The organism is Actinoplanes sp. NPDC051470 (genome assembly GCF_040682035.1).
GTDB lineage: Bacteria > Actinomycetota > Actinomycetes > Mycobacteriales > Micromonosporaceae > Actinoplanes.
Genome location: NZ_JBFBAA010000007.1, coordinates 204,379 through 231,324, shown reverse-complemented (window position 1 = coordinate 231,324; position 26,946 = coordinate 204,379). Strand labels below are relative to the sequence as shown.

The 26,946-nt window shown below is 72.9% G+C and carries 18 protein-coding genes; 10 read left to right on the top strand and 8 right to left on the bottom strand.

The window, feature by feature from the left end:
• The first annotated feature begins 168 nt into the window (after positions 1 to 168).
• On the top strand, positions 169 to 2,436 hold the full coding sequence (locus AB0M54_RS15625; protein ID WP_364471661.1) for a catalase: 2,268 nt from the start codon (positions 169 to 171) through the stop codon (positions 2,434 to 2,436).
• Between the two features lie 15 nt (positions 2,437 to 2,451).
• Here AB0M54_RS15625 and AB0M54_RS15620 read toward each other — a convergent pair whose 3' ends face one another.
• A complete protein-coding gene (locus AB0M54_RS15620) occupies positions 2,452 to 4,389 on the bottom strand; it encodes a serine/threonine-protein kinase (protein ID WP_364471658.1) in 1,938 nt (645 codons plus the stop codon).
• A gap of 82 nt (positions 4,390 to 4,471) precedes the next feature.
• On the opposite strand from AB0M54_RS15620, the gene AB0M54_RS15615 reads away from it, so the two are divergent.
• The gene (locus AB0M54_RS15615) at positions 4,472 to 5,344 is read left to right on the top strand and encodes an alpha/beta hydrolase (protein ID WP_364471655.1); all 873 of its coding nucleotides are present in this window, start codon (positions 4,472 to 4,474) and stop codon (positions 5,342 to 5,344) included.
• A 140-nt stretch (positions 5,345 to 5,484) separates the two neighbouring features.
• Here AB0M54_RS15615 and AB0M54_RS15610 read toward each other — a convergent pair whose 3' ends face one another.
• The gene (locus AB0M54_RS15610; protein WP_364320839.1) at positions 5,485 to 6,810 is read right to left on the bottom strand and encodes a serine/threonine-protein kinase; all 1,326 of its coding nucleotides are present in this window, start codon (positions 6,808 to 6,810) and stop codon (positions 5,485 to 5,487) included.
• A 62-nt stretch (positions 6,811 to 6,872) separates the two neighbouring features.
• Here AB0M54_RS15610 and AB0M54_RS15605 point away from each other — a divergent pair, with 62 nt between their 5' ends.
• A complete protein-coding gene (locus AB0M54_RS15605) occupies positions 6,873 to 7,421 on the top strand; it encodes an RNA polymerase sigma factor (RefSeq protein ID WP_364320841.1) in 549 nt (182 codons plus the stop codon).
• A 10-nt stretch (positions 7,422 to 7,431) separates the two neighbouring features.
• Here the strand turns inward: AB0M54_RS15605 and AB0M54_RS15600 are convergent, their stop codons facing one another.
• Entirely contained in the window at positions 7,432 to 9,972 is a 2,541-nt protein-coding gene (locus tag AB0M54_RS15600; protein ID WP_364471652.1) for a glycosyltransferase, read from the bottom strand.
• Between the two features lie 128 nt (positions 9,973 to 10,100).
• Between AB0M54_RS15600 and AB0M54_RS15595 the strand changes: the two genes are divergently transcribed.
• Entirely contained in the window at positions 10,101 to 11,105 is a 1,005-nt protein-coding gene (locus tag AB0M54_RS15595; RefSeq protein WP_364471649.1) for an alpha/beta hydrolase, read from the top strand.
• A gap of 14 nt (positions 11,106 to 11,119) precedes the next feature.
• The gene (locus AB0M54_RS15590) at positions 11,120 to 12,247 is read left to right on the top strand and encodes a Fic family protein (RefSeq protein ID WP_364471646.1); all 1,128 of its coding nucleotides are present in this window, start codon (positions 11,120 to 11,122) and stop codon (positions 12,245 to 12,247) included.
• Positions 12,248 to 12,323: 76 nt separating this feature from the next.
• Here the strand turns inward: AB0M54_RS15590 and AB0M54_RS15585 are convergent, their stop codons facing one another.
• The 3 genes from AB0M54_RS15585 to AB0M54_RS15575 form a co-directional block, all read right to left on the bottom strand.
• Positions 12,324 to 13,379, bottom strand: a complete 1,056-nt coding sequence (locus tag AB0M54_RS15585) for a glycoside hydrolase family 43 protein (RefSeq protein ID WP_364471643.1) — start codon at positions 13,377 to 13,379, stop codon at positions 12,324 to 12,326.
• Between the two features lie 86 nt (positions 13,380 to 13,465).
• Entirely contained in the window at positions 13,466 to 15,367 is a 1,902-nt protein-coding gene (locus AB0M54_RS15580; RefSeq protein WP_364471640.1) for a GGDEF domain-containing protein, read from the bottom strand.
• Between the two features lie 41 nt (positions 15,368 to 15,408).
• Positions 15,409 to 16,830, bottom strand: a complete 1,422-nt coding sequence (locus tag AB0M54_RS15575; protein ID WP_364471637.1) for an alpha/beta hydrolase — start codon at positions 16,828 to 16,830, stop codon at positions 15,409 to 15,411.
• A 101-nt stretch (positions 16,831 to 16,931) separates the two neighbouring features.
• On the opposite strand from AB0M54_RS15575, the gene AB0M54_RS15570 reads away from it, so the two are divergent.
• Genes AB0M54_RS15570 through AB0M54_RS15550 form a run of 5 tightly spaced genes read left to right on the top strand, consistent with a single transcriptional unit; the run spans position 16,932 to position 23,306 of the window.
• Positions 16,932 to 17,951, top strand: a complete 1,020-nt coding sequence (locus AB0M54_RS15570) for an arabinan endo-1,5-alpha-L-arabinosidase (RefSeq protein ID WP_364471634.1) — start codon at positions 16,932 to 16,934, stop codon at positions 17,949 to 17,951.
• Between the two features lie 3 nt (positions 17,952 to 17,954).
• The gene (locus AB0M54_RS15565) at positions 17,955 to 18,599 is read left to right on the top strand and encodes a 4a-hydroxytetrahydrobiopterin dehydratase (RefSeq protein WP_364320866.1); all 645 of its coding nucleotides are present in this window, start codon (positions 17,955 to 17,957) and stop codon (positions 18,597 to 18,599) included.
• Positions 18,600 to 18,656: 57 nt separating this feature from the next.
• A complete protein-coding gene (locus tag AB0M54_RS15560) occupies positions 18,657 to 20,111 on the top strand; it encodes a D-glucuronyl C5-epimerase family protein (protein ID WP_364471631.1) in 1,455 nt (484 codons plus the stop codon).
• A 45-nt stretch (positions 20,112 to 20,156) separates the two neighbouring features.
• A complete protein-coding gene (locus tag AB0M54_RS15555; RefSeq protein WP_364320872.1) occupies positions 20,157 to 21,782 on the top strand; it encodes a glycosyltransferase family 4 protein in 1,626 nt (541 codons plus the stop codon).
• Positions 21,783 to 23,306 (top strand): glycosyltransferase family 4 protein, encoded by a 1,524-nt coding sequence (locus AB0M54_RS15550; RefSeq protein WP_364471628.1) that lies wholly within the window; start codon positions 21,783 to 21,785, stop codon positions 23,304 to 23,306. It abuts the gene before it with no gap.
• Positions 23,307 to 23,490: 184 nt separating this feature from the next.
• On the opposite strand, the gene AB0M54_RS15545 is transcribed toward AB0M54_RS15550, so the two are convergent.
• Entirely contained in the window at positions 23,491 to 25,563 is a 2,073-nt protein-coding gene (locus AB0M54_RS15545) for a glycosyltransferase family 1 protein (protein WP_364471625.1), read from the bottom strand.
• Positions 25,560 to 26,918, bottom strand: coding sequence for a glycosyl transferase (locus AB0M54_RS15540; RefSeq protein ID WP_364320881.1), 1,359 nt, complete (start codon positions 26,916 to 26,918; stop codon positions 25,560 to 25,562). The genes AB0M54_RS15545 and AB0M54_RS15540 overlap by 4 nt, the downstream gene beginning before the upstream one ends.
• Positions 26,919 to 26,946 lie beyond the last annotated feature (28 nt).

The window sequence follows — 26,946 nt, the reverse complement described above, 5'->3', positions numbered from 1 at the left end:
TACGGGACGACGCGCGAGCGCACCCGCGAACGCCCGGAGGACGAAACCCGCGGCGGCCGGCGGGAGACCGATTCCGGCGGGTAATCGGATCAAACGCGCGAAAGGCGTTTTCTGGATTGGTTCCGGGGTAGTCGGCGGCAGTCAGCCGAAGACTCTCCAGGAGGTCCGATGAACAGCCCCAACCCGGCGCGGAAGATCCAGGAAGTGGTCGAGGCGGCGGCGGAGAAGGTGACCGACGTCGCCCGCGCGGCGAGCGACCGCATCCCGGGGTCGCCGGGCAGCGCGACGCCGCCGCTCGAGGAGCCGACCACGCCGCACGAGCCGCTGCCGCCCAAGAGCGAGCAGGGAACCCCGGAGACGCGTACGCCCACCGGCGCGGAAACCGGCGTCCCGGCCCCGTCGCACTCGCAGCAGGGGTCCTACCTGACCACCGCCGGCGGCACGCGGTTGCGCGACACCGACCACTCGCTCAAGGCCGGCCCGCGCGGCCCGGTCCTGCTCCAGGACCACCACTTCCGCGAGAAGATCACCCACTTCGACCACGAGCGGATCCCGGAGCGGGTGGTGCACGCCCGCGGCGCCGGAGCGCACGGCGTCTTCACCGGGTACGGCAACGCGGAGGGCGTCACGCGCGCCGGGTTCCTGGCCAAGGGCAAGGAGACCGACGTCTTCGTACGCTTCTCGACCGTGCTCGGCTCGCGCGGATCGGCCGACACCGTCCGTGACACCCGCGGTTTCGCCACCAAGTTCTACACCGACGAGGGCACGTTCGACCTGGTCGGCAACAACATCCCGGTGTTCTTCATCCAGGACGCGATCAAGTTCCCGGACATCATCCACGCCGGCAAGCCGCACCCGGACCGGGAGATCCCGCAGGCCCAGAGCGCGCACGACACGTTCTGGGACTTCGTCTCGCTGCACACCGAGGCGCAGCACCACACCATCTGGAACATGTCCGACCGGGGCATCCCCCGCTCGTACCGGACGATGGAAGGTTTCGGGGTGCACACCTTCCGGCTGGTCAACGAGGCCGGCGAGACCGCCCTGGCCAAGTTCCACTGGAAGCCCAAGCTCGGCGTGCACTCGCTGACCTGGGAGGAGGCGCAGCTGGCCAGCGGCGTCGACCCGGACTTCCACCGGCGCGACCTGTACGACGCCATCGAGGCCGGCGCGTTCCCGGAGTGGGAGCTGGGCATCCAGGTGTTCCCGGACACGCCCGAGGAGACGTTCGCCGGCATCGACCTGCTCGACCCGACCAAGATCGTGCCGGAGGAGCTGGCGCCGGTGCAGCGGGTGGGCAAGCTGGTGCTGAACCGTACGCCGACCAACTTCTTCGCCGAGACCGAGCAGGTCGCCTTCCACCTCGGCAACCTCCCGCCCGGCATCGACGTGACGAACGACCCGCTGCTCCAGGGCCGGTTGTTCTCGTACGTGGACACCCAGATCACCCGGCTGGCCGGCCCGAACTTCCAGCAGATCCCGATCAACCGCCCGCACGCGCCGGTCAACGACATGCTCCGGGACGGCTTCCACCAGCAGGCGGTGCACGGCGGGGTCGCGCCGTACCATCCGAACTCGCTCGACGCCGGCAACCCGTTCCCGACCACCGAGAGGTCGTTCGAGGACAGCCCGGTGACCGTGGCCGAGGCGCCGAAGATCCGGGCCAACCCGGTGACCTTCGACGACCACTACAGCCAGGTACGGCTGTTCTGGGCCAGCATGACGCCGGTCGAGCAGGACCACATCGTGCAGGCGTACACGTTCGAGCTGGGCAAGTGCTACGAGCAGACGATCAAGGAACGTCAGCTGCTGTCCCTGGCCAACATCGACCCGGTGCTGTGCGAGCGGGTCGCGACCGGGCTCGGGCTGCCCGCGCCGGCGCCCTCGATCACCCTGCCCGAGGTGACGCCCAGCCCGGCGCTGTCGCAGCTCGGCGCCGAGTGGCCGCCGGACGGCCGGATCGTCGGCATCGTCGTGGACCCGGCCAACCTCGACGCCGGAGTCAACGACGTCCGCCAGGCCGCCTTCGCCGCCGGCCTGGTGCCGCTGCTGATCGCCCCGCACGGCGGCCTGATCGGCGACCTGCCGGTGCAGCGGACCTTCGCCACCGCGCGGTCGGTCGAGTTCGACGTGCTGCTGCTGGCCGGCGCGCCCGTACCGGCGCCGGACGCGCTGCCCGGGCTCGACGCCAAGGCCGGCGCCGACGGCCGGTCCTCGGTCGACCCGCGGGTCGCGCTGCTGGTCGAGGAGTGCTGGCGGCACGCCAAGGCGATCGGCGCGTGGGGCGCCGGCGCGACGGTGCTCCAGGAGGTCGGCGCGACCGGCCCGGGTGTGGTCACCGCGAAGTCCGGCGAGGAGGCGTTCGCGGCGGTGACGCGGCTGCTCGCCGCCCACCGCGTCTGGGAGCGGTTCCCGGCCGCCACCGCTGCCGTCTGAGGACCGACTCGCCGTCTAGGGACCGATGAAGTCTCTGGCGCCGGCCAGCCTCACCAGCTGGTCGGCGCCGCCGGTGGCGATCGTCCGGCCGTCCGGGCTGAAGCGGGCGATCATCGGCCACTCGTCGTTGAGGTTCACCTCGCGGGTGAGGCGACCGGTCTGGACCCGCCAGACGGGTACGCCGAGGTCGGACTCCGTGCCCGCGATCAGCCAGCCGTCGTCCGGGCTGAAGTCGAGCGTCTCGATCTGCGCGTCGGAGGTGGTCAGGCGCTGACCCGGGCGCCAGGTGGCCGTGTCCCAGAGCCGCGCCTGGCCGTCCGAACCGCCGGCGGCCAGCAGCGTGCCGCCGTGGCCGAACGCCACCGCGAGCATCGACGGCGGGCCGGGCAGCTCGGCCACCGGGCGCCCGGTGGCGGCGTCCCAGACCCGCGCCCGCTGGTCCGAGCCGCCGCTGGCCAGCAGCGTGCCGCCGGGGTCGAACGCGAGGTCGTAGGTGCCGCCGGTGTGCCCGGCGAGGCGCTTCCGCTCGGCCAGCGTCCGGGTGTCGAACAGGACGATCTTTCCGGACAGGCCGCCGGCCGCGAGGGTCCGGCCGTCCGGGCTGAACGCCAGCGCCTGCACCGACGCGACGCCCACGTTGAGGGTGCCCAGCGGCTTCCAGCCGTCCGTCGCCCACAACCGGATCGTCGGGTCGTCGGTGTGCCCGGCCGAGGCGAGCATCGTGCCGTCGGGGCTGAACGCGAGGTCGAGCACCACGTCGCGGTGCTGGGTGCGGACCTCGACGGGACGGCCGGTGGCGGTGTCCCAGATGCGGACCGTCCGGTCGCTGCCGCCGGTGGCCAGCGTTCGCCCGTCGGGGCTGAAGGCCAGGGCCAGAACGGTGTCGGAGTGGCCGGACAGCGCGCCGTGAAAGACCGCCGGCGGGGTGGACGAGGTCGTCGGCGTCGTCCGGCCTTCGTCCGGCGCGCCGGACCGGTCGGACGCGCCCGAGCGCACGACCACGACGATCGCCACGGCGGCCAGGACCACCAGCGCGGCGACGGCGGCCGGCCACCGCCGCCGCGGTGCCGCCGGGGCGTCCAGGGCGGTCCGGGTGATGTCGTCGAACCGGGACCGCCGTGGCCGGGGCGGTCCCGGCCGCGCCGGACCGGGCGACGCGACCGCGGCGAGCAACGGCCGCGCCTGTTCGGCGGTCAGCCGCTTGGCCGGATCCTTGTGCAGCAGCCCCTTGATCACCGGCCACAGCCGCCCGGCGTGCGCGGGCGGGGCGGGCTTGCTGGTCAGGATCGCGGCCAGGGTGGCGGGCGCGTGGTCGCGGTGGAACGGCGACTCCCCGGTCACCGCCGCGTACAGCGTCACGCCCAGCGCCCACAGGTCGGAGGCGGCCGTGGCGGGCCGGCCGTTGAGGCGCTCCGGCGCGATGTACGCCGGCGACCCCACCATCTGCCCGGTGCGGGTGAGCGCGGTGGCGTCGTCGATCGCGGCGATGCCGAAGTCGGTCAGCACGACGCGGTCCGATGAGGAGTCGAGCAGGATGTTCGCCGGCTTCACGTCGCGGTGCGTGATGCCGCCACGATGCGCGGCGTGCAGGGCATCGAGCACGGCCATCCCGATCTCGGCGGTGCGCTGCTCGGTGAGCAGGCCGTGGTCCCGGATGGCGCCGGCCAGCGAACCGCCCTCGACCAGCTCCATCACGATCCACGGCCGGTGATCGTCGACCACCACGTCGTGCACGGTGATGATGCCCGGGTGGTTGAGCCGGGCCGCCGCCTGCGCCTCGCGCAGCGCCCGCTTGACCGCCGGGTCGTCCTCGCCGGCGAACGGGAGCCGGATCTCCTTGACCGCGACGTCCCGGTCGAGCAACTCGTCATGCGCCAGCCAGACCGTGCCCATCCCGCCACTGCCCAGTCGCCGCAGCAACCGGTAGCGGCCGGTGACCGTCCGTGCCTCCACACCGGAAATCTACCGGTCGTCCGGACGGCGCGATCTGGGTAGGACTGGAGACGGGAGAGATCGCGCGTCTGGAGGTCAGCTGATGTTCGAGGGTTTTACCGACGAGCGGGTCGACGTCGGCGAGGTGGAACTTCGGGTCCGGTACGCCGGGCAGGGGCCGCCGGTGCTGCTGGTGCACGGGCATCCGCGTACCGGATCGACCTGGCATCGGGTTGCCCCGCAGCTGGTGGAACGGGGGTTCACGGTCGTCTGCCCCGACATGCGGGGGTACGGGCAGTCGGGCAAGGCGCCGATCCGCGCCGACCACTCGCAGCAGTCCAAGCGTGCCGTGGCCGGCGACCTGGTGCGGCTGATGTCGGCCCTCGGCCACCCGACGTTCTCGCTGGTCGGCCACGATCGGGGCTGCTACGTGGCGCTGCGGCTGGCGCTCGACCACCCGGGCACGGTCGACCGCCTCGTGGTGATGGACGGCGTACCCATCAGTGAAGCCCTGGCCCGCTGTGACGCGACCTTCGCCCGGGAGTGGTACCACTGGTTCTTCTTCGCGCAGCCGTCCACGCCGGAACGGGTCATCAACGCCGACCCCGACGCCTGGTACGCCAACGTGCGCCCCGACCGCATGGGCGCCGAGAACTACCGCGAGACGCACGCGGCCATCCACGACGAGAACACCGTGCGGGCCATGCTCGAGGACTACCGCGCCGGCCTGGGCGTCGACCGTGAGCACGAGGAGGCCGACCGCCGGGCCGGCCGCACCGTGCGGTGCCCCACGCTGTACCTGTGGTCGGCCCGCGACGACATGGAGCGGCTGTACGGCGACCCGGTCGCGGTCTGGCGCCCGTGGGTCGACGACCTGCGCGGCGAGCCGATCGACTCGGGCCACCACGTGGCCGAGGAGAACCCCGACGCCCTGACCGCGGCCCTGACCCGATTCCTCACGCCCGCCGGATCCTGACGACGTCCAGGCGGGCGATGCCGTCTTGGCCTGCCACTGTTCGTGGCAGTGGTAGGGCGTGACGGTATTCGGGGCCGCGATGCCGTGGTGCCCTACCACTGCTCGCGACGGTGGCGGGTCCTGGCCGTGTTATCGGTTCGTTATCGATGAGGGCGAACCAGGGCCGGGCCGGCGGCATCGGAGTAGAGGCCGCGGATCAGTTCGTCGGTGTGGTCGTCGGGGCCGGTCTGCTTGATCTGGATGTAGGCGCGGCCCAGGCGCACCTCGCTGTACGAGATGGACGTTCCGGCGCAGCCGGTCCAGCGGGTCACGGTGCCCGTGGCGGACGCGGTGGTGATCGGGCGGTCCGGCTGCCGGGCGCAACGGGGGTGTTGCGGCAGCCGGGCGCCGGTCAGGGTGTCGGCGGTCCCGGCGAAGACGCCGGGGCCGCCGCCGTACTCGGTGCGCCAGGTGGTCAGGTCGGCGGCCACGGCCAGGCCGGGGTGGCGGCCGGCGCGCAGGCCCACGTCGTCCGGGTTCCAGCCCTCGGTCTGGGCCTGGCCGGCCCACTCGGGCGGCACGGCGATCGACACGTTGCCGGTGGTGTCGGTCACCCGTACCCATGAGGGGTCGGCCGTAGCTCCGGTGAGCAGGCTCAGGCAGGCGGCGCCGGCCAGCACGCCGGGCAGCCGGGAGAAGCGGCGAGGGGTGTGACCGGCGGCCGCGTCGAGGGCGTCGGCCAGCGCGGCCGCGGTCGGCCAGCGACGGTCACGCTGGGTGGCCAGCGCGCGCAGCACGACGCGGTCGACCCGGCGCGGCACGCCCGCGCGGAGCCGGGAGGGTGCGGTGGGTCCGGCGCCGTCGGGGGCCGTCGAGGTGATCATCTGGTACGCCATCGCGCCGATCGCGTGGACGTCGGCCCGCACGTCCAGACCGCCGCCCGGGCGCGCCTGTTCGGGCGCCATGTAGCCGGGCGTGCCCGCGGCCACGGTGAAGCCGGACGCGAACGCGATGGTCTTGGCCAGACCCAGATCGGCGACCAGCACGCGGCCGCGGACCGGGTCGAGGAGCACATTGGACGGTTTCAGGTCGCGGTGCAGCACGCCGGCGTCGTGCAGGTCGGTGGTGGCGCGGGCGATCGCCGCGGCGGTTCGCAGGGCTTCGCGTACGCCCATCGGCCCGGCGGCCAGCCGGTCGGCCAGAGTGCCGCCGGAGACGTACGTCATCACCTGGTACGGCCGCCCGTCGGGCAGCTCGCCGTAGTCGTGGATCCGCACCAGCCGCTCCGAGTCGGCCCGCCGGAGGATCTGCGCCTCCTGCTCGAAGCGCGCGCGGACATCGGGGTGGTGCGACCAGTTGTCGGCCAGCACCTTGATCGCCACCTGCGACTCGAGCGCGTCGTCGGTAGCCAGCCAGACCGTGGCGAACGCGCCCGAGCCGAGCCGGCGCTCGACGCGGTATCGCCCGATCCGGGCAGGAATCGACACGGGCACATTGTGTCCGGTGGGCACAATGGCGATTTTGGCCGAGCTTGCCACGGGGGCAATCAATGGTTGACCAGGAAATACTCGCCCAACGGGCGGCTTCCGGCGACGCCGCGGCGTTGGACGCGCTGCTCGCCGCGATCCGCCCGCAGGTGCTGCGCCGGTGTGCCCGGTTCCTGCCCTGTTTCCAGGACGCCGAGGAGGCCTGCCAGGACGTGCTGTGGCAGGTGGCCCGCTCGATCCCCGGCTTCCAGGGCCGGTCGCGGTTCTCCACCTGGCTGCACGTGGTGGTGGCGAACAGCGCGCGGCAGACGTACCGATCGTTGCAGCGCCGGGCCCGCGAGCAGGCGCACGACGTGTTGCCGGTGGAGCCGTCCGACCCGCGGACGACCAGCGTGATCGCCGGGTCCCGGCTCGACCTGCTGGACGCGCTCGACCGGCTGGAGGAGCGCCGCCCGCTGCTCGTGGCGCCCCTGGTGCTGCGTGACGTCTGCCAGCTCGACTATCGCGAGATCGCCGGGCACCTCGACATCGCCGAGGGCACCGTGCGCTCGCGCATCCACCAGGCCCGCGTCGAGGTCCGCGCCTATCTGATGGCCGGCACCGCGAGCTAGCCGCGGCGGCCTACGACTCCAGGAAGCCGGCGAACGCCTGGGCGGTGCGGCGCCCGTCGTGGGTGTCGCGGGCGTACGCGGCCGATTCGAAACCGATCTTCGCCGTACGGGACGGATCGTCCAGCAGCGACTCCAGCGCCGCGCCCAGGGTGTCCGGCGTGGCGTTGACGATCGGCGGCTGCACGCCCGCGGCCGCGTGCACGCGCTCGTCGAGGTAGCCGACCACCGGGCGACCGGCGGCCATCGCCTCGACCGCGAGCGTGCCGTACGACCCGACCGCGAACTGGTCGACCACGATGTCGCAGGACTTGACCATCTCGCGGATCTCGTCCCAGCTGACCCGTTCGGCCAGCACCAGCTCGATGGCGCCCTTGTCGTGCAGGCGGTTCAGGGTCGGCAGGATCCGGTCGGTGCCCTTGGTCCAGCGCTGCGACGGCCCGTGCAACACCTTGGGGCGCGGCCGTTCCATCACCGGCACGTCGCTGGCCCAGGCGTCCACGTCGACCACCAGCGGCGCCCAGGTGGCGGTGGGCAGGTCGTCGAGCAGGTCGGGGGTGGTGACGAACAGCGGCAGCCCGCTCGACTCGGCGATCCGCTTGTTCCGGTCGGCGTTCGCGGTGAACTGCCGCATCCGCCCCTCCGGCACGTCGTGGAACAGCGAGAACTTGTGGATGCGCAGGTGCCGGGCCGGGTGCCGCAGCTCGCTGCCGTGCGCCAGCAGCGCCACCCGGATCCCGGCGCGCCGCACGGCCGGCAGGTCACCCTCGATCGTGTTGCCGTTGAGCAGGCCGAAGACCGGCAGGAAGGCGTCCGCGATCAGGTGCGTGTAGCGGCCGAGGATCCGCTGCATCTGCGCCACCTGGGTGGTGAGCTCGCCCTGCTGGTCGACGTCCAGGTAGACGTCGGCCGGGAAGGTGAACGAGCCGCTGTGCTGCCGCATCGACACCTCGGCGGTGACGTCGGCGTGGTCGCGGCAGATCGCCTGGGCGAACGCGGCGAGCTGGCCGGCGTAGTTGGCCACGCCCAGGCCCAGCCGGACCCGGGACGCCGCGTCGAGCGGGCGCCACCGGCGCGGCAGCTTGGCCACCTGGGCGGCGCCGGCCCGGCGGGTGTCCTCGCCGGCCGTCCACGGCAGATCCGGTCGCGGGGCCTCCGGGGCGCGCGGGGCGATCCGGCGGTACAGCTCGGTCAGGCCGGCCGCCTGGTGCTCCCACGACATCTCGGCCAGCAGCGGCTCGGTGATGTGGGCGGCCAGCTCGGCGCGCCGGGCCAGCGCGGACCGGACCGCCGCGGCGAAGGCGGCCGGGTCGTTCGCGGCGGACACCTCGCCCACGTCGTGCGTACGGACGAACTCGGCCGGCGTGGGCACGTCGCCGACCACCACCGGGAGGCGGGCGTGCAGGTAGTCGGCCAGCTCGGCCTCGCTGCGGCGGGAGCAGATCAGGCCCAGGTCGGCGGTGGAGAGATAGTCGGGCACGGCCTGCTGCGGCGCGTACGGGATGACGTGCACGCGGTCGGCCACCTCGAGCTGGCCGGCCTGGGCCAGCACGGCGGTCCCGTCGCCGGCGATGACGGCCAGGTGGACGCCGGTCAACTCGGTCAGCGCGGCCACGGCGACACCGAGGTCGTGACCGTGGGCGCAGACCAGCAGGGGCACGTCGTCGGGCAGGTCACACGTCGCGCGGACCGACGGGCTCGGGTCGGCGGCGCCGATCGTGTCCCGGATCGGCGCGTCCCGGACCACCAGCGGCGTCTCGCGCAGGTGGTAGTCGCGGCTGAGCAGGCCGGCGATCTCCGGTGACACCGCGACCACGGCGTCGGCGTGCCGGATGAAGCGCCGCTCGATCTCCCGATACGCCCGCCGCGCCGCCGGCTGCCACGACTCGACGCCCGGCACGTACTCGTGGGCGTCGTACAGCCAGGCCACCTTCTCACCGCGGCCGCGCATCCGGGCCGCGCTCAGCGCCGCGGTGTGGATCATCGTGATGTCGTTGGCGTGGATCAGGTCCGGCTTGAGCTCCTCGATCACCGGGCCGAAGACCAGGTCCAGGTCGACCAGCGACGGGCAGTCCCGCCGCCAGTCACCGGTCGGCTTGCCCGCCTGCCGCTCCTGCCAGCGGAACGCCTTCATCCGCATCCGATGCATCACCCGGCGGCTCCGGACGACGGCGCCGAGCGCCTTGCTGAGCGGCAGCCGCACCGCCACCGACGGGCCGCGGCCACCCGTACGCAGCGTGCCGATCCGCGCGGTGGCCTGCCGCAACCAGGCCTGATGCGCGGCGCGCACGCTCTCCCGGGTGTGCCGATGCGACTGGAGCAGCAGTGGGAGCACCCGGGGCCCGCGGGAGTGCGCCGCGTACGTCGTGGTCATCGGCAGCCGGATCATCCGTACGGCGCCCATCATCGACTCGACGCGCCGCCCGCGCCCACCCGCCCCGAGCAGCGTCACGTCCCACCCGGCCCGGGCCGCGGCGATCGCCGTCCGCTGCACCCGGGAGTCACCCGTGATGCCGTTGGCGACGATCACCAGGAGGCGTGGCGCGCTCGTCATAAGTAGTGCCTTTCGCATTTACCGGGCAAAACAACCGACGGGACTCTACCCGCCATAACGGACAACGAGTCAGCATTGCTCTCCGCTCCTCCCACCGGGGACCACGGATGGCGCTAGGGTTCGTTCTCGTGAAGCGGCTTCTGCGCGGCGTTGCGCTGGTGGCGGGTGCGGCGCTCGTGGCCGCCGGCGTGCGGACCGTGCTCGCGAAACGCCGGGCCATCGGCCCCGTCCCGGCCGACCTGCGCCACCCGGTCCTCTACGCCCCGTTCCAGATCACGTCCCGGACGATGGTGCGGGCGATGGCGCGCATCCCGCTCCCCGCCGGCCCGGTCGAGGCCGGCGTCACCGTCGACCGGCGCCCCGGCCCGCCCGAGGTCTTCGTCTACCAGCCCTCGGCCCGGGCCCTGCCGTCCGGCGCGGTGCTCTACATCCACGGCGGCGGCTTCGTCATCGGCCACCCGTCGACCTACCACCCGATCTGCAGCCGGATCGCCGCCGACCTGGGCGTCCTGGTGGTCAGCGTCAACTACCGCAAGGCCGTCGGTCACCCGTTCCCGGCCGGCCTGAACGACTGCTTCGACGCCCTGACCTGGATCCACGCCCAGGCCGAGGCGCTCGGCGTCGACCCGTCACGCATCGCCGTGGCCGGCGACAGCGCGGGCGGCGGCCTGGCCGCGGCGGTCGCCCAGATGGCCTGCGACCGCGACGTGCCGCTGGCCTTCCAGGCCCTGATCTACCCGATGCTCGACGACCGCACGGTGCTGCGCCAGGACCACATCGGCACCGGCGAGCTGGTCTGGACTCCCGCCTCGAACCGCTTCGGCTGGACCGCTTACCTGGGCCACCGCCCCGGCGCCGAGGAGCCCCGGCCGTACGCGGTCCCGGCGCGCCGCGAGAACCTGAAGGGCTTGGCCCCCGCCTGGATCGGCGTCGGCGACCTCGACCTGTTCCACGCCGAGAACGTCGAGTACGCCGGCCGCCTCTCCCTCTCCGGCGTCCCCACCGACCTGGTCGTGGTCCCCGGCATGTACCACGGAGCCGACAACTTCCTGGCCGACCGCGCCCCCTCCATGATCACCTTCCGGGACAGCATGCTGGCCGCCCTCCGCAAGGCCATCGCCACCCGCTCCTGAGCCGACATCACCGCGTGATCAACCAGGCCACCGCGCTGAGCGGAGACGACCAGCGGGTACTGACCGAGATCGACCACCTGTGGGACGTGGTTCGCCACCAGGTGGTCGACTCGCACCGCTCGATCGATCAGCTGCGGCGAAGCCTGATCGCGAGAGCCGTTCAAGGTTCGAACGCCATCGAGGGGTACCGGGTCGGGCTCGACGACGCCGTCGCGGCTGTGGCCGGCGAAGAGCCGATGGAGACGAACGCCGACACCTGGGACGTGATCACCGGCTACCGCGACGCCCTGACCTACGTGCGGCAGCTCGCCCGCTCGCGGGAGTTCGTCTGGCACCACATGCTGCTGAACGCGCTGCACTTCATGATGATGAAGCAGGATCTGAGCCGCTGGCCAGGTCGTTTCCGACCGGGTGACATCTTCGTGGACGAGGCGCGGACGGGCCGCCGGGTCTACACCGGACCGGAGGCCGACGATGTGCCGCGCCTGGTCGGCGAGTTGGTGGAGTGGCTCTCGACCGAGGCGGCCGGCCTGCCGGTCGTCGTGCAGGCCTCGATGGCCCACCTCAACCTGGTGAAGATCCATCCCTGGCGGGACGGCAACGGCCGGATGTCCCGCTGCCTGCATACCCTGGTGCTGGCGCGGAACGGCGTCCTCGCGCCGGAGTTCTCGTCGATCGAGGAGTGGCTCGGAACCGGCCGCAACACGTACGCCTACTACGACGCGCTCGGCACGGTCGGCGGGCCGGTGTGGGAACCGGAAGGCGAGACCGGCGCGTGGATCAGGTTCTGCCTGAGTTCGCATCACCAGCAGGCCCAGCTGGTCCGGCAGCGGATCGCTCAGGCCGGGAGGCTCTGGGACCTGCTCGAGACGTGGGCCGCCCGCAAAGGAATGGATGAGCGCGTCGTCAGCGCGTTGCAGCTCGCGGCGACCGGCGGACGCGTGCGTCGGACGGTTTACCAACACGACGAAGATCTGACCGACGATCAGGCGACACGCGACCTACGCGCGCTCGTCGGCGCCGGGATGCTGGAACAGCGTGGTCAGACTCGCGGCCGGTTCTACGTCGCTTCGCCGGCGTTGCGGGAACTGGCCGCGCCGGCGCTTCAGCCGCGGGAGATCCGCGATCCCTACGCGACCTGACGGCGGAGGGGTGAGGGAGGCCGTCCGCGAACGGGCGACCTCGATTTGGCCCGTGCCCTCGAGGGCGGGCGGCCGGTCACTCGAAGAACTTGAGACCGAACCCGGTGTCGGTGTTCGGGCCCGGCACGTTCGCCCGGCTGTAGGTGACGTTGCCCCACCAGCAGAACGTGCCCGTGTACCAGTAGCGGTTGGCCCACGAGTACGGCGTGCCCTTGGGGACCGCGTGGAACATCAGCGGGAACCGCGGCCCGGCCGGCGGGCTGGTCGCGATGTCGCCGTTGAGCAGCACGAACGTGTGGTGCCCGGGCCCGTTCACGTTCACCGTCGGGTCCCAGCCGGCCATCATCGTGCTGCGGTTCGAGCCGAACAGGCAGCCGTTCGACTTGTACCAGTCCCACACGTACGTCGGGTCGCCGCCGGCCCGCAGCCGCAGGTCGGCGATGCAGTACTGGTCGCTCCACGAGCCGTTCGCCGAGTACGTGATGTGCAACTGCCCGTTGGGGTCCCGGATCGGCTCGGGCCCCTCGTTGATGAACGGGTTGCCGACGACGCGTTCCCACGACTCCCGGGGCTGGCTGATCACGTAGCGCGCCCCGGTCGAGGCGCTCGGGCTGCTCATCCGGGCGATGTACAGGTTCTGCTCGACGTTGGTGTCGCCGGCCCAGCCGGACCAGACGAACCAGCGCTGCCCGTTGAACGTGAACATGCTGCCGTCGATGGCCCACCGGTCGTCCGGCAGCGCCACCTTCGTCTCGGCGCCGTAGCCGGCGGCCGCGCTGGTCGAGCTGATCACGTACATCCGATGGGCGGCGCTGCGGCCCCCCGAGAAGTGGATGTAGAACCGGCCGCCCTCCATGGAGAACTCCGGCGCCCAGATCTCGCCCAGGTTGCGGGTGTCCGACCAGACCTGCCGGGCGGTGGCACCGGCCAGGCCGTCGGGGGAGGAGGCCGAGCGGACGCTGATGCCCCCGCCGGTCGACTGCACCGAGTGGTAGGTGCTGCCCACCCGGAGCACGCTGGGATCGGCCGCGCGCATCACCTGCGCGGCCTCGGCGGATGGTGCGGTTCGCACGGCGGCGAGCGCCGCGACGGCGAGAAGAGCGATGACGATGGGTACGCGGGGAAGCCTCATTTGCACTCCACGGTGGCATGGGGGATCCGAGAGAGCGTTTCCACGAGCATCCGCGTTCAACGTTGTAAAAGTCAAGCCTGTCAATATTATGAGGTCAGGGCCTTTTCGCTGTACATCGCGGCGTCGGCGGCGGCCAGGAGCGAGTCGGATGTCGGGTTGGTGAGGGCGCCCGCGACGGCAACCCCGATGCTCACCTGGACGGTGACCGAGACCGGCTTACCGGGCGTGGCGGCGGGCGAGAGCGTGGCGGCGGGCGGGAGCGTGGCGACGCTGGCCGGCGCGGTGGCGTGGGGCGATGCGGTGGCGTGAGGCGGCGCGGTGGCGTGAGGCGGCGCGGTGGCGTGGGGCGGCGCGGCGGCGTGGGGCGGCGCGGCGGCGTTAGGTGGCGCGGCGGCGTTAGGTGGCGCGGCGGCGTGGGGCGATCCGGTGGCGTGCGGCGATGCGGCAGCGTGGGGCGACGCGGTGGCGGCGAGTGGGAACGCGATGGCGTTGGGTGTTGCGGCGACGAGTCGTGGCGCGGCCGCCTCGATGAGGTCGCGCGGGGGCAGGGTCGGGTCGCCCGGCCAGGATGGGTCGTGGGGCGAGGTTTTCAAGATCGACTTCGCGGGCGCGGGCCCCGCCGCCACCCCCACCCCGTTCACTGGGTGGGCGAGAATGTAGCTCGGAAGGGGAGGCTCGGCTTGTGGCTGTCCACAGAAGGTGGGTGCTGTGGACAAGACGATGGGCTCTTCGATCGCCTGGCGCAGGCGCTTCGTGAGGCCGGCCGCCCCGGCCGCCGTGGGGGAGACCACGACGAATTCGTCGCCGCCCAGGCGGGCCACCGTCTCGGTCGCCCGGACCGTCGCCTGCAGCCGGCGCGCCACCTCCACCAGGACCCGGTCGCCGGCGGCGTGCCCGTACCGGTCGTTGATGGGCTTGAAGCCGTTGAGGTCGAGGAAGTGCACCACGGGACCGCCGCCTGAGGCGCGACCTAACGCCGTGGTCAGCCGGTGGTGCAGCTCCTGGCGGTTGATCAGCCCGGTCAGCTGGTCGTGGGTGGCGCGGTGGGACAGGGCCGACCGGCCGCGTTCCTGGGCCCGGACGACGAGCATGAAGCGGGTCAGCACGATCGCGGTCAGCAGCACCATCGCGGTCATGATCTCGGCCCGGCCGAGGACGGTGTCGCTGATCTGCAGGTCGGTCAGGGACGGCAGGGCCAGCAGGGAGACGCCGAGGAAGACGACGCGGCCGGGGTGGAGGCGTTCGTCGGCGTCGAGGGTGGCGGGCTCGGCCAGGCGGGCCGCCGACGGGTGGCGCAGGGCGGCGGCGAGCAGGCTGTTGGCCAGCAGGAGCAGGCCGTCGAGGCGGGAGTCGTCGAAGCCGGGGAACCAGTACGGGGTGAGCGAGATCGTGACGTCGCCGAAGAACGTGATGGTCAGCGCGGCGACCAGGTACCGGGTGGGGCCGCTGCGGCCGCCGGGGGCGAGCACGAGGAGGGCGCCGGCGACGAAGAACAGCACGTCGCCGAAGGGGTAGAGGATGCCGAGGATCTGGGCCGGCCCGAAGTCGTCCGCCACGATGGCGGGGCTGATCAGGAACCGCCAGAACAGCGTGGACACCACGACGGTCATGGCCAGCCCGTCCAGCACGGCCTCGCGGAGGCGCCCGGGCGCCCGCAGCCGGACGAGCTGAATCAGGCCGGCGGTGAGCAGCGGATATCCGGCGATCCAGAGGGCGTCGGCCGGCGAGGCTTCGAACGCCTGGTCGAATCGCCAGCTCAGGAACGCGTCCAGCAGGTCGCCGGCCAGCCAGGCGGTCAGGGCGGAGGCGATCAGCGCGTACGGGAGGCGGGCGCGCCCGGTCTGCCGGCGCACGCCGAGCCACGCCAGCACCACGAACAGGGCGAACCCGACGGTGTAGGCCGTGCCGGCGAAGGACCAGCCCAGGAACGTCGGCAGGCCCGCGATCACGGCGATCGCGGGCACCGCGACGGTGGGCAGGCGCTTCACCCTCTCCCTATCGGCAGGCGGAGCCGTTACTCAAGTAGGCGTCAGGTGGGAGGCGGGCAGATCGACGATCGGGGCACGGACGACCCGAGCAGGTAGGACGTGACGAGATGGTCGAGGCAGGCGCTGCCGGCCACCTTGTAGACCGTGTGCCGGTAGACGCCCTGGACGGTGACCGACGACGAGCCGGTGAGCCGCTGGCGCATGGCGAGCTGCCCGGGGTACGGCGTGATCGGGTCGTGGTCGGCCCCGACCACCAGCACCGGCCGGTCGTTGCGCAGGTCGGTCGGCGGCTCGGTCCCGCGCACCGGCCAGAACGCGCACGGCGAGATGTTGCGGGTGAGCGGCCCGAAGAACGGTTCGGCCCGGCGGTGGGCGGCGATGTCCCGGTAGTAGCTGTCGGTGTCGCGGGACGCCGGTCGGTCGGCGCACAGGATCGGCGTCCCGTACCGGTCGGAGGGGTTGCCCACGCCGGTATAGAAGCCGCGCAGGAACGCCTCGAGCGACTCCGGCAGGGCGCCGGTCTTCCCGAAGAACGTCAGCTCGGTGGAGATCGTCTCGTAATCGGGCTGGGCCAGCCGGCTGAAGAAGTACGCCGGGAGCAGCGACTCGTCCACCCGGTAGGAGCCGACCTGCCGCACCTGGTGCAGCCGGTCGACCGTGGCCAGCACCGCCGGGACGGTGGCGCCCAGGTGGTAGGTGTCGTCCCGGGTGGCGGCGGAGGCGGCCCACCGGACCAGCGCGTCCCGCATGGCCGGGGCGTTGCGCGAGAACAGCGACGGACCGTAGACGGCCGGGTCGACCGCGCTGTCGAGCACGAACCGGCCGGCGTGCGCCCCGAACATCTGCAGGTAGACGGCGCCGAGATAGGTCCCGTACGAGAAGCCCAGGTAGTTGATCTTCGGTTCGCCCAGGGCGATCCGGAGGCGGTCGATGTCGCGGGCGGTGTTGCGGGTGGTGGCGTGCGGCAGCCGGCCGGTGTCCCCCGCGCAGCCGGCGGCGAGCGTCCGCATCAGGGCCACGCTCCGGTCGTACGAGCGCCGGTCCGGTCCGGCCGACCGCACGAAGGTGTCGGTCTTCCAGTCGCACTCGATGGCCTCGCTGCGACCGGTGAACCGCGGGTCCATCCCGATCACGTCGTACTGGGCCAGCAGCTCGGGGAAGAGTTGCGGGGCGAACGCGGCCAGCTCCAGCCCGCTGGCCCCGGGACCACCCGGGTTGACCAGCAGCGCGCCGCGCCGGTGGGCCGGATCGGTCGCTTTGATCTTGGTGATGGCCACCTTGACCGAACCGGCCGAGGGCCGCTGGTAGTCGACCGGCACGGTCAGCGTGGCGCAGGTGGCGCCGGCCTGGGTCAAGGCCTTACCGAGCTGGTCGTCGCCGCACGCGCCCCAGGAGAGCGACGACGACGATGCAGGCGGGGCCACCAGCGACACGAGGGTCAGCAGGAGTGCGAAGAATGGCATGACTGAGACGGTAGAAATCGGCGGGCTTCGACGCACTGGGGCTGAATATCGAGCTGAGGTAGGTCTAGCCCTACCTCGGGACGGAGGTCCACCCTGGATTGATGTTCGCGTTGAAGGCGGTCGCCGCGGCCCTGCTGAGTCTCACCATGCTCGGAACACCGGCCGGCGGCCCGGGAAGCGGTGAGGAACGTGGCAAGCTGCCGATGACCGGCGCCATCGGCGACTTCGTGCCCGGCGTGATCGACGACCCGGTGCACGACCCGACCGTCTTCGCCGACCGCGGCACCTACTACGTCTTCTCCACCGGCGTGCTCAACCCGGCCGACCCGGGCGGCATCTTCGCCCGCCGCTCCCGCGGCAAGCTGGCCGGCCCCTGGGAGTCGCTCGGCGCGATCGCGCTGCCCGGGTGGACCCGTGCGTACGGCGTGAACCATCTCTGGGCCCCGCATGTGGTCCAGCGCGGCAGCTGGTTCTACCTCTACTACGCCGCGTCGTCCTTCGGCACGAACACCTCGGCCATCGGCGCGGCCCGGACCCGTACCCCGGGCATCTTGAGCTCCTGGCACGACCTCGGCCCGATCCTGACGAGCGACGGGAGCAAGAACTACAACGCGATCGACCCGATGGTCTTCAACGACGGCCGGCAGTGGTGGATCACGTTCGGCTCGTTCTGGGACGGCATCAAGATGCAACGGCTCAAGGACATGACCACGCCGTACGGGCCGGTGCTGGACGTGGCCCGGCACCCGCAGAACCCGCCCGACCCGATCGAGAACCCGCAGATCTTCCAGCACGGCCGGTACTGGTACCTGCTGGCGTCGTGGGACTTCTGCTGCCAGGGCGTGAACAGCACGTACAAGACCGTGGCCGGGCGGGCGACCCGGCCGGACGGGCCCTACCTGGACCGGGACGGCAAGCCGCTGGCCCGGGGCGGCGGCACGATCGTGCTGGCGGGCCGGGGCAACCAGATCGGCACCGGCGCGCCCGACGTGATCTTCACCCACGGCCGCTGGTACATGGTCCACCACTACTACGACGCGAACGCCGGCGGCGTGATCCGGATGCAGATCCGCGAGATCGAATGGGACCGTGCGGGCTGGCCGCGGTTCTCCGAGAATTAGCGGATGACCAAGCTGACCGGTGACGAGATCGCCGACCAAGGGCTGACCGGCTGGACCACCATGCTCGGCGGCCTGCAGACCCGTATCGCCACCAAGGACTTCGCGGCCGGGCTGGCGCTGGTCGACGCGATCGGCGCCGCCGCCGAGGCGGCCGACCACCACCCCGACCTCGACCTGCGCTACACCCACGTCGCGGTCCGGCTGCGCAGCCACGACGTCGGCGCGATCACCGGCCGCGACATCCGGATGGCCCGGAAGATCACCGAGATCGCCGCGGCGGCCGGCCTGGCCACCGAGAACACCACCGTGTCGCGCCTCGAGTTCGCGCTGGACAGCCCGGCCAAGGGCCGGGTCATGCCGTTCTGGGCCGCGGTGATGGGGTACGAGACGGCCGAGGACGACATCACCGATCCGTACGACGCGCTGCCGGCGTTCTGGTTCCAGGACAGCGGCGACGAGGAGCCACGTCAGCGCTGGCACCCCGACCTGTGGCTCGACCCGGAGCAGGTGCGGCCGCGCATCGCCGCCGCCCTGGCCGCCGGCGGCACCCTGGTCAGCGACGCGGAGGCGCCGAGCTTCTGGGTGCTGGCCGACCCGGAGGGCAACAAGGTCTGTCTGTGCACGTGGCAGTCCCGCGGGTCCCTCTAACGGATTACCGCCCCGCGTTCGCCGGTCGGAAAAGCCCCGGTGCACGAGTTTGTACGGGTGAGACCAATCGTGGTTCTGCTGACCGTTTTGTCCACCCTGATCTTCCCGGGACGAGCAGAAGCAGCCACCACGTTCGGGCCCCGGGAAGCCGGCGTCAACGCCTGGCCCTACCACGACGGCGGCCAGCTGCCCAAGAAGTACACCGGGGTGGTCGACAACCAGGGCGTACGCATGTTCGTGCACCCCGGCATCACCGGCGGCCGGAAGATGAACCACCCGGTCGCCCAGGCCCAGTACGGCCTGGCCCTGGTCAACAACTACCGGCGTACGCACGACTCCTGGTACCTCGACCTGGCCCAGCGGCAGGCGCGGCGGCTGGCCGACACCCACGTCGACGCCCGGGGCGCCTGGTACTTCCCGTACCGCTTCGACTTCCCGCTGAGCTCGGGCATCGGCCTGACGATGAGGGCGCCCTGGTATTCGGCGATGGCCCAGGGCCAGGCCACGTCGCTGTTCATCCGGCTGGCCAAGGCGACCGGCTCGGCCGAGTGGCGCCGGGCGGCCGACCGGGCGTTCCGGTCGCTGCAGCTCGGCTACGCGGCCGGCGTCCCGTGGGCGACCCACCGGGACGCGGCCGGGCGGCTCTGGCTGGAGGAGTACCCGGGCCCGAACCCGGCGACCTCGGCCCGGGTGCTGAACGGGCACATCTTCGCGATCTACGGCGTCTGGGACTACTGGAACGTGACCCGCTCGCCGGCCGCCGCGGCGATCTTCAGCGAGGCGACCCGGACCGTCTACACGTACCTGCTCCGCGGCTTCCGCAACCCGTCCTGGGCCTCCAGCTACAGCCTGCGCGGCGACGTGCCGAGCGAGAAGTACCACAACATCCACGTGAACCAGTTGCTGCATCTGCACGCGCTCTCCGGGCAGCCGGTCTTCGCCGCGATGGCCGAGATCCTGCACGGCGACTTCACCATGGCCCGGGTGACCACGACCATCCGGTTCTCCCGCGGCACCCACGTCGGGGTCGCCTTCCGCAGCACCACCGACGGCCGAGTAAGGGCCCGGCGCGGCCTCACGCTGGGCCGGGCGTCCAGCGCGCCGGTCGACCAGCGCCGCCGGATCGGCGGGCAGCCCGGCTTCTGGTACCACGTGACCAAGGGCGCGCTGGCCGGCTTCTGGGTGCAGGAGTTCCCCGACCGGCGGTCGACGACCGGACCGATCGCCACCTTCCCGTACCTGACCAGGCGGACCGCCGTGCTGGCCAAGGGATCGCACCTGGTCTATCGGGCGTCCGGCCCGAGCGTGGCCCGGGTCAGCGCCACCTCGGAGGCCGGGATCGTGCGGCTGGGCTGGGTCGACGGCCGGCGTGCGGTGCTCGTGTCGGCCGGATCGCTGCGCGGGCTGTGGCTGGTCGTGACACCGCGGACCACGTTCCGGATCGCGGAGGGCGACGACCACGATGAGGTGATTTGCGGCGTTTCCTGTGAGCGGGTGGCCCCGTTGGGATGAGCATGCCTGCGGAACCGTGGGCCGCCGATCCGTGGGAGTGACGACATGACCGTGACGATGAACGAACCGCTCGGCGGGGTCTCCGATCCGCCCGGCGCGCCGCGCGGCACAGTGGTCATGCTGGTCGACAACGCCGTCGACGGTGACTCCCGGGTGCAGAAGGCGGCCCGCTCGGCGGCCGCCGCGGGCTGGGACGTCACGCTGATCGGGGTGTGCGCGCCGTCCGCGCGCAAGGTCGCCTGGAAGATCGGCGACGCCCAGGTCAAGCTGGTGCCGACCCGGCGACCGCTGTTCACCCACCACTCCAAGCTGCGCTGGTCGCCGCGCCGGCCGCTGGCGTACTCGAGCACCGCCCTGGCCGCGAACCGCCGGCAGACGGTCGCCGCGCGCGCCGGTGACGTGCGCTTCCGGCTGGCGTCGGTGGCCGCGAAGCGCCGCGGCGGAGGCGGGCGGGTGGCCGAGCTGGCCGGCCGGCTGCGGCTGCTGCCGCTCCGGGTCCTGATCAAGTTCCAGGACCTGTGGGTACGCCTCAGAGCACGCGAACTGAGGCGCCTGACCGCCGCCCGGGAGAACCCGAAGGCCCCGCTGACCCGGGCGTCGATCGTGCTCTGGCGCACCCTCCGCGGCCAGCGCTCGTGGCGCACGCTCGACCCGAGCCTGTGGGACATGGAACTGGCCGTCGGCCCGGTCCTGGACAAGATGCGCCCCGACATCATCCACGCCAACGACTACAAGATGCTCGGCGTCGCCGCCCGGGCCAAGGTGCGCGCCGCCGCCCGCGGCCGCACGGTCCAGCTGGTCTGGGACGCCCACGAGTACGTGCCCGGCCTGGCGCCGTTCCCCGGCTGGCCCGGCTGGCTGCCCGCACAGGTCGCCCACGAGCGTGAGTACGCGGTGCACGCCGACGCCGCGGTCACCGTCTCGCCGGCGCTGGCCGAACTCCTCCGCGTCGAGCACGGCCTGCCCGAGCTGCCCGCCGTCGTGATGAACTGCCCGACCACGCCGACCGGCCGCCCGGCCCGGAACCTGCGGGCCGACTGTGGCATCGACGCGACCACCCCGCTGATCGCGTACGGCGGCGGGCTGTCCGTCGCCCGGAACACCATCCTGCTGGTCGAGGCGCTGACCGACCTTCCCGGCGTACACCTCGCCCTGGTCTCGATCCCGCCGAACGGCCGCCGCGCCGCCGCCGACGAGCACCTGGCCCGCGCCCGCGAACTGGGCGTGGCCGACCGGGTGCACGCCCTGCCCTACGTCCCGCACGACGAGGTGGTCACCTACCTGGCCGCCGCCGACGTGGCCGTCAGCCCGCTGCTGCACCTGCCCAACCACGAGATCGCGCTGAGCAACAAGTTCTTCGAGTACGCGCAGGCCCGCCTGCCGATCGTGGTCAGCGACTGCCGCACGATGGCTGCCACGGTCCGGGAGACCGGGCAGGGCGAGGTCTACCCGGCCGGCGACCGCGACGGCTACCTGCGGGCGGTCCGCGCGGTGCTGGCCGACCCCGGGAAGTACCGCGCCGCGTACGCCCAGCCCGGCCTGCTCGACGGCTGGACCTGGGAGCGGCAGGCGATGGTCCTCGACGCGGTCTACGCCTCGCTGATGCCGGTGGCCGGCGCCGCCCCGCGCATCGTCGCGCAACCCCGGGGAGGTTCCGCAGTTGAGGTGTAGGTGACGTCTCGCGGCCGCGTGGTGATGCTCGTCGACAACGGCGTCGAGGGCGACTCCCGGGTGCAGAAGCAGGCCCGCTCGATGGCCGAGACCGGCTGGGACGTGACACTGATCGGCCTGACGGCGGTGGGCAGCGCCCGCGAGCGGTGGATGGTCGGCCGGGCCGAGGTGCGGCTGTACGGCATCCGCGCGCCGCTGCGGCACCACTGGTCGACGTTCCGGCGGTCGTGGCGGCGGCCGCTCGCGTACCCGCCGGGGCCGACCGCGGGCTACCGCCTCCAGCTGGTCCGCGCCCGCCGCGCGGACCTGGTCACCCGGTTCGGTGAGCTGGCCACGGGCCGCCCGACACTGATCCGCCGCGCCGGATTGTTACGAAGCCGGGTCGCGCTCAAGGTGCTCAAGCACTGGACCCGGTTCCGCCACCAGGAGCTGCGGCGGCTGGAGGCGGAGAGAGAGAACGAACTTTCTTTCTCGCACCGCGCCGCGATCGCCTGGTGGACCGCGACGCGCGGGGCGCGCAGCTGGCGGCGGCTCGACCCGGCGCTCTGGGACTACGAGCTGGCCCTCGGCCCGATCGTGGACGACCTGGCGCCGGACCTGATCCACGCCAACGACTACCGGATGATCGGCGTCGGCGCCCGGGCCAAGCTGCGCGCCGCCGCCCACGGCCGCACCGTGCGCCTGGTCTGGGACGCGCACGAGGACGTGGCCGGGATGCCCCGCCGCCCGGGCCAACCACGCTGGTTGCCCGCCCAGATCGCCCACGAGCGCGAGTACGCCCGGCACGCCGACGCCGTCGTCACGGTCTCGCCCGCCCTGGCCGACCTGCTCCAGCAGCGCCATGGCCTCGCACGGACGCCGGCCGTGGTGCTGAACTGCCCGGATGCTCCCGACGGCGAGCCCGACGGCAAGCTGCGGGCCGACTGCGGCATCGGGCCGGACACCCCGCTGATGGCCTACTGCGGCGGGATCACCGCGGTACGCGGGGTGGACCTGGTCGTCCAGGGGCTGCCGCGGCTTCCGGGCCTGCATCTGGCGCTGGTCTCGCTGCACCCCAACGGGAGCCGGGCCGGCACCGACCCGATCGCTTCGCTGGCGGCCGAACTCGGCGTGGCCGACCGGGTGCACCTTCTGCCGTACGTACCCCACGACCGGCTGGTCCCGTACCTGACCGCCGCCGACTGTGCCGTCAGCCCGCTGCGCCACCTGCCCAACCACGAGATCGCGCTGAGCAACAAGTTCTTCGAGTACTCGCAGGCGCGGCTGCCGCTGGTGGTCAGCGACGTGCGGGCGATGGCGGCCACGGTCCGCGAGACCGGCCAGGGCGAGGTGTACGACGCGGATGACGTGCACGACCTCGTCCGGGCGGTCCGCGCCGTGCTGGCCGACCCCGCTGGCTACCGGGCCGCGTACGAGAAACCGGGGTTGCTCGACGGCTGGACCTGGCGCGCGCAGGCCGGCGTCCTCGACGACGTCTACCGCGAGCTGCTCCCCGCGCCGAGTCGTCCCCCAGTTACCGACTAGTTGGTAGGTAGGACCGCGAGCTGCTGCCCGTGCCGGGGTCGCCCCCCAAGTTACCGACTAGTTGGTAGGTAGGTAGGCAGGACGGACCGTGAGCTGCTTCGCGCGTTAGGTCGCCCCTTGTTACCGACTAGTCGGTAGGTAGGACGGCGAGCTGCTCTTCGCGCCGGGCCGCCCCGGTTACCGACTAGTTGGTAGGTAAGCCCGACACCCCGAACAACCGGTCGTAGGCCGAGGCGGTCACCGACTGGTCCCAGGTGGCCATGGCGTGCGCCGCCGCCTCGGCGCCGGCCTTCCGCCACGCCTCCTCGGTCGCCGTGGCGGCCAGGATCCGGGCTGCCGCCGCGGCCGGGTCGGCCGCCACCCACTCGGGCGGGAACAGCTGGGCGGCGGCGCCCGGGAAGAACGGCCAGTCCCGGACCACCGGCACCGCGTGGCTGGCCGCGCCCTCGGCGAGTCCCCAGTGGAAGCTCTCCCGCACCGAGCTGCTCAGGACGGTGCCGACCTCGGTCAGCGCCCGGGGCACGTCGTCGGTCTGGCCCAGCCGCCGGACCGCGCCCACCGGCTCCAGTTCGGCCAGGTCCTCCTCGTAGGCCCGCCGGTAGCGCCGGGCCGCGGCGCTCGTGTCGCCGCGCAGGTCGGCCCCGATCAGCAGCAGGTGGTAGCGCTCGTCCTCGGCCCGGAGCCGCCGCAGCACGTCGATCGCCCAGCGTGGGTCCTTGGCGATCGCGCTCACCCCGATCAGGCCGAGCGCGAAGCGGGCCGACGGCGGCTTGGGCCGGGCGAAGCCATTCAGGTCGGCCGGGTGCGGCAGGACCCGGGTGCGCGGGCCGCCCGGCTCGTCCAGGCCGGGCAGGATCGACCGGGCGTAGCGGCGCAGGTGCTCGGAGACGAAGACCAGGTCGTCCACCCGGCTCAGGTCGGCCAGCTGGGGCCAGATGTCGAAGACCTCGAAGCTGTGCAGCCGTACGACCACCCGGGTGCTCCCCGGGTCGAGCAGCGTGAGCAGCCCGGCGGCGGGGGAGAACCAGTCCACGAAGACGGTGTCGGCCCAGTCCAGGTGGGGGCGGAGCGCCTCGGCGACCGGCGCCACGTAGTCCGGGGCGCCGCCCAGCACGTGCTCGGCGTACTGCTGCGGTTCGATCGCCGCGCTCTCCAGCCGCTCGTCGGCGTGCACGTTGACGCAGCGCACCTCGACGTCGTCCCGGGCGGCGTACCGGTCCCGCAGGACCTTCAGGAAGTTGTCGTTGATGCGGTAGAGGAACAGCAGCCGCGCCGGGCGGTTCTTGGGAACGGGGGCGGGCCGGCCGGTGCGACCTCTCGGCGCGGCCAGCGCGCGGCAGGTCGCGCTGCGGTGCCACGGGGCGAGGAACGCGGCCGGGTCCTCGGCCGCCGGTGAGGTCAGCGAGTCGTAGTGCAGGACCCGGTGGAAGAGCAGCTTCGCGGCCCGCTGCACGGCCGCGGCGGCCGGTCCGGGGGCCGGACCGGTCAGCAGGGCGTCGGCGTCGGCGAGCTCGGCCGCGGCGGCTTCGTGCAGGTACGTCGGGATGCGCCCGGCGGTCAGCTCGTTCAGGGCCGGCGTGCTGAGGAAGCGGGCGCGGCGCCGGGGCTGCGGCACCCGGCGGACGGCCGCGGTGAGCGTGGTGCCGGCCTGGTCGGCGTACCCGGCCCGGGCCATCCCGTCGGCCACCCGGCGGGCCAGCGGCAACCGGGCCCGGGCGGGCATCGGGAGGCTGGTCAGGGCGCTGCTCCAGGCCACCCGGCCGAGGCGGGTGCCCTGCACGGCCGAACCGGTGGCGTGGCGGGCGGCGGCCCGGCCGTACCCCTTGACCCGGCGCGCGACGGCTTCCCGTACGTACCCGACGGAAGGACCGCGGACCAGCAGCCGCCGCACCCGCAGGCCCATGCCGCCGGCCGCGCGGGCCTCGACGCGGCGCAGCGCGGGGGTGAGGCCGAGCACCGCGTCCGCGCCCCGATGCCGCCGGGCCAGCTGCCAGACCGTGTGCACCGCGACCGCGTCCAGGGCGACCAGCACGTCGGCCCGGGCCGCCGCCGTCCGCAGCTTGCCGTCGCCCATCGCCCGCCACCACAGCTTCTGGCCGTTCGTGCCGGGCATCGTGCGGTAGCGCCGGGAGTACGCGAGGTCGTCGCCCACGATGAGCGTGACCGCCGCGCCCGCCTCGGCCAGCCGGCGCATCGACTCGGCGAGGACGGCCGGGCGTCCCGGCGCGGCCGCGGCCACCACCAGCACGTTGATCATGCGGCTGCCCTCTCCCGCACGGCCTCGCTCAGCCGGGCCACGGCCGGGGCGATCTGCGCCGCGCGTTGGTAGCGGGCGGCCGTCCGCCGGGCCTCGGCGCGTTGTTCCGGGGTGGCGTCCAGGGCCAGGCGGGCGGCCCGCCGGATCCGCTCGGCGATCGGAGCGGCCACGCCCGTCCACAGCGGGTTGCCGCTGAGCACGGTGCAGGCGTCGTGGTCGGCGTCGTGCACGGAGAGCACCGGCAGCCCGCTCGCCGCCACCTCGTAGACCTTTCCCGAGGTGACGTAGCGTCCGCCGACCAGCACCAGGGCGAGCACGTCCCAGCCGCCGTACGTCTCGGCGACCCGCGTCTTGGGCACCGCGCCGCCGAACCGGACCCCGTCGCCCGCGGCCGCCCGCAGCAACTCGACGTGCGCGGTGTCCTCCCGGGTCGCGCCCGCGCCGATGTGCCCGCGGAAGTCCAGCGTCGCCCGCGCGATCAGCGGGTCGGCGGCGCGGGCGGCCCGCCAGGCGTCCAACATGGTGGCCAGGAAGTCCGCCTTGAAGTTGACCGAACCCAGATAACCGAAGATCAAATTCGCCGGGTCCGGGGTACGCGTCCGCGCCGGAACGCTGTCCGGATCGAATCCGTTGCGGACGACCTCGATCTTCGGGCCGAGCTCCGGATAGCGCGCGCGGTAGTGGTCGGCGATCGGCTCGTTCACGCACCAGAACTTCGTCGCGCCGCGCAGCAGCCGGGCCTCCCAGCGCCCGGCCTCCGAGTCCGGCGGGAACGCCTCGGCACCACCGATCACGTCGATCGACCAGCCGTCCCGGAAGTCCACCGCGTACGGCACGCCGGCCACCTCGTGCAGGCGCAGGGTGGCGGCGATGTTCACGTACGGGACGCAGGTCGTGACCAGCAGGTCGGCCGGGTCCTTCCGGTGCAGCTCGAGGATCGCCTCCTCGAGGACCGGGCGCCAGCCGCCGAACACCGGCTCGGGGAACACGGTCAGGTCCTTCGCGCGGCGCTCGCGGATCCAGCGGGCCGGGTCCAGCGACCGCTCCTTGGAGAACTGCCGGAGGTCGGTGAGCAGATCGTCGCGGACCAGCGGCAGCTCGACGATCCGGATCGCCGGGTGCACCGCCTCGGACAGCGTGTGGTCCAGCCCGAACTCCCGCTCCCACGACTCCTGCCGGATGGTGATGACGGTGACGTCCCAGCCGTACGCGTACAGCTGGTTGGCGGTCTCCCGCATCCGGTACGCGCAGCTCTTCGCCGCCGGTGGGAAACCGATCGCCAGGTAGTAGGCGTGCGGGCGGCCCTCGGCGCGCCGGCGGGGGCCGGTCAGCCGCCAGCCGGATCGGACTCTCATCGGGCGTGCCTCTCGGTCGCGGACTCTG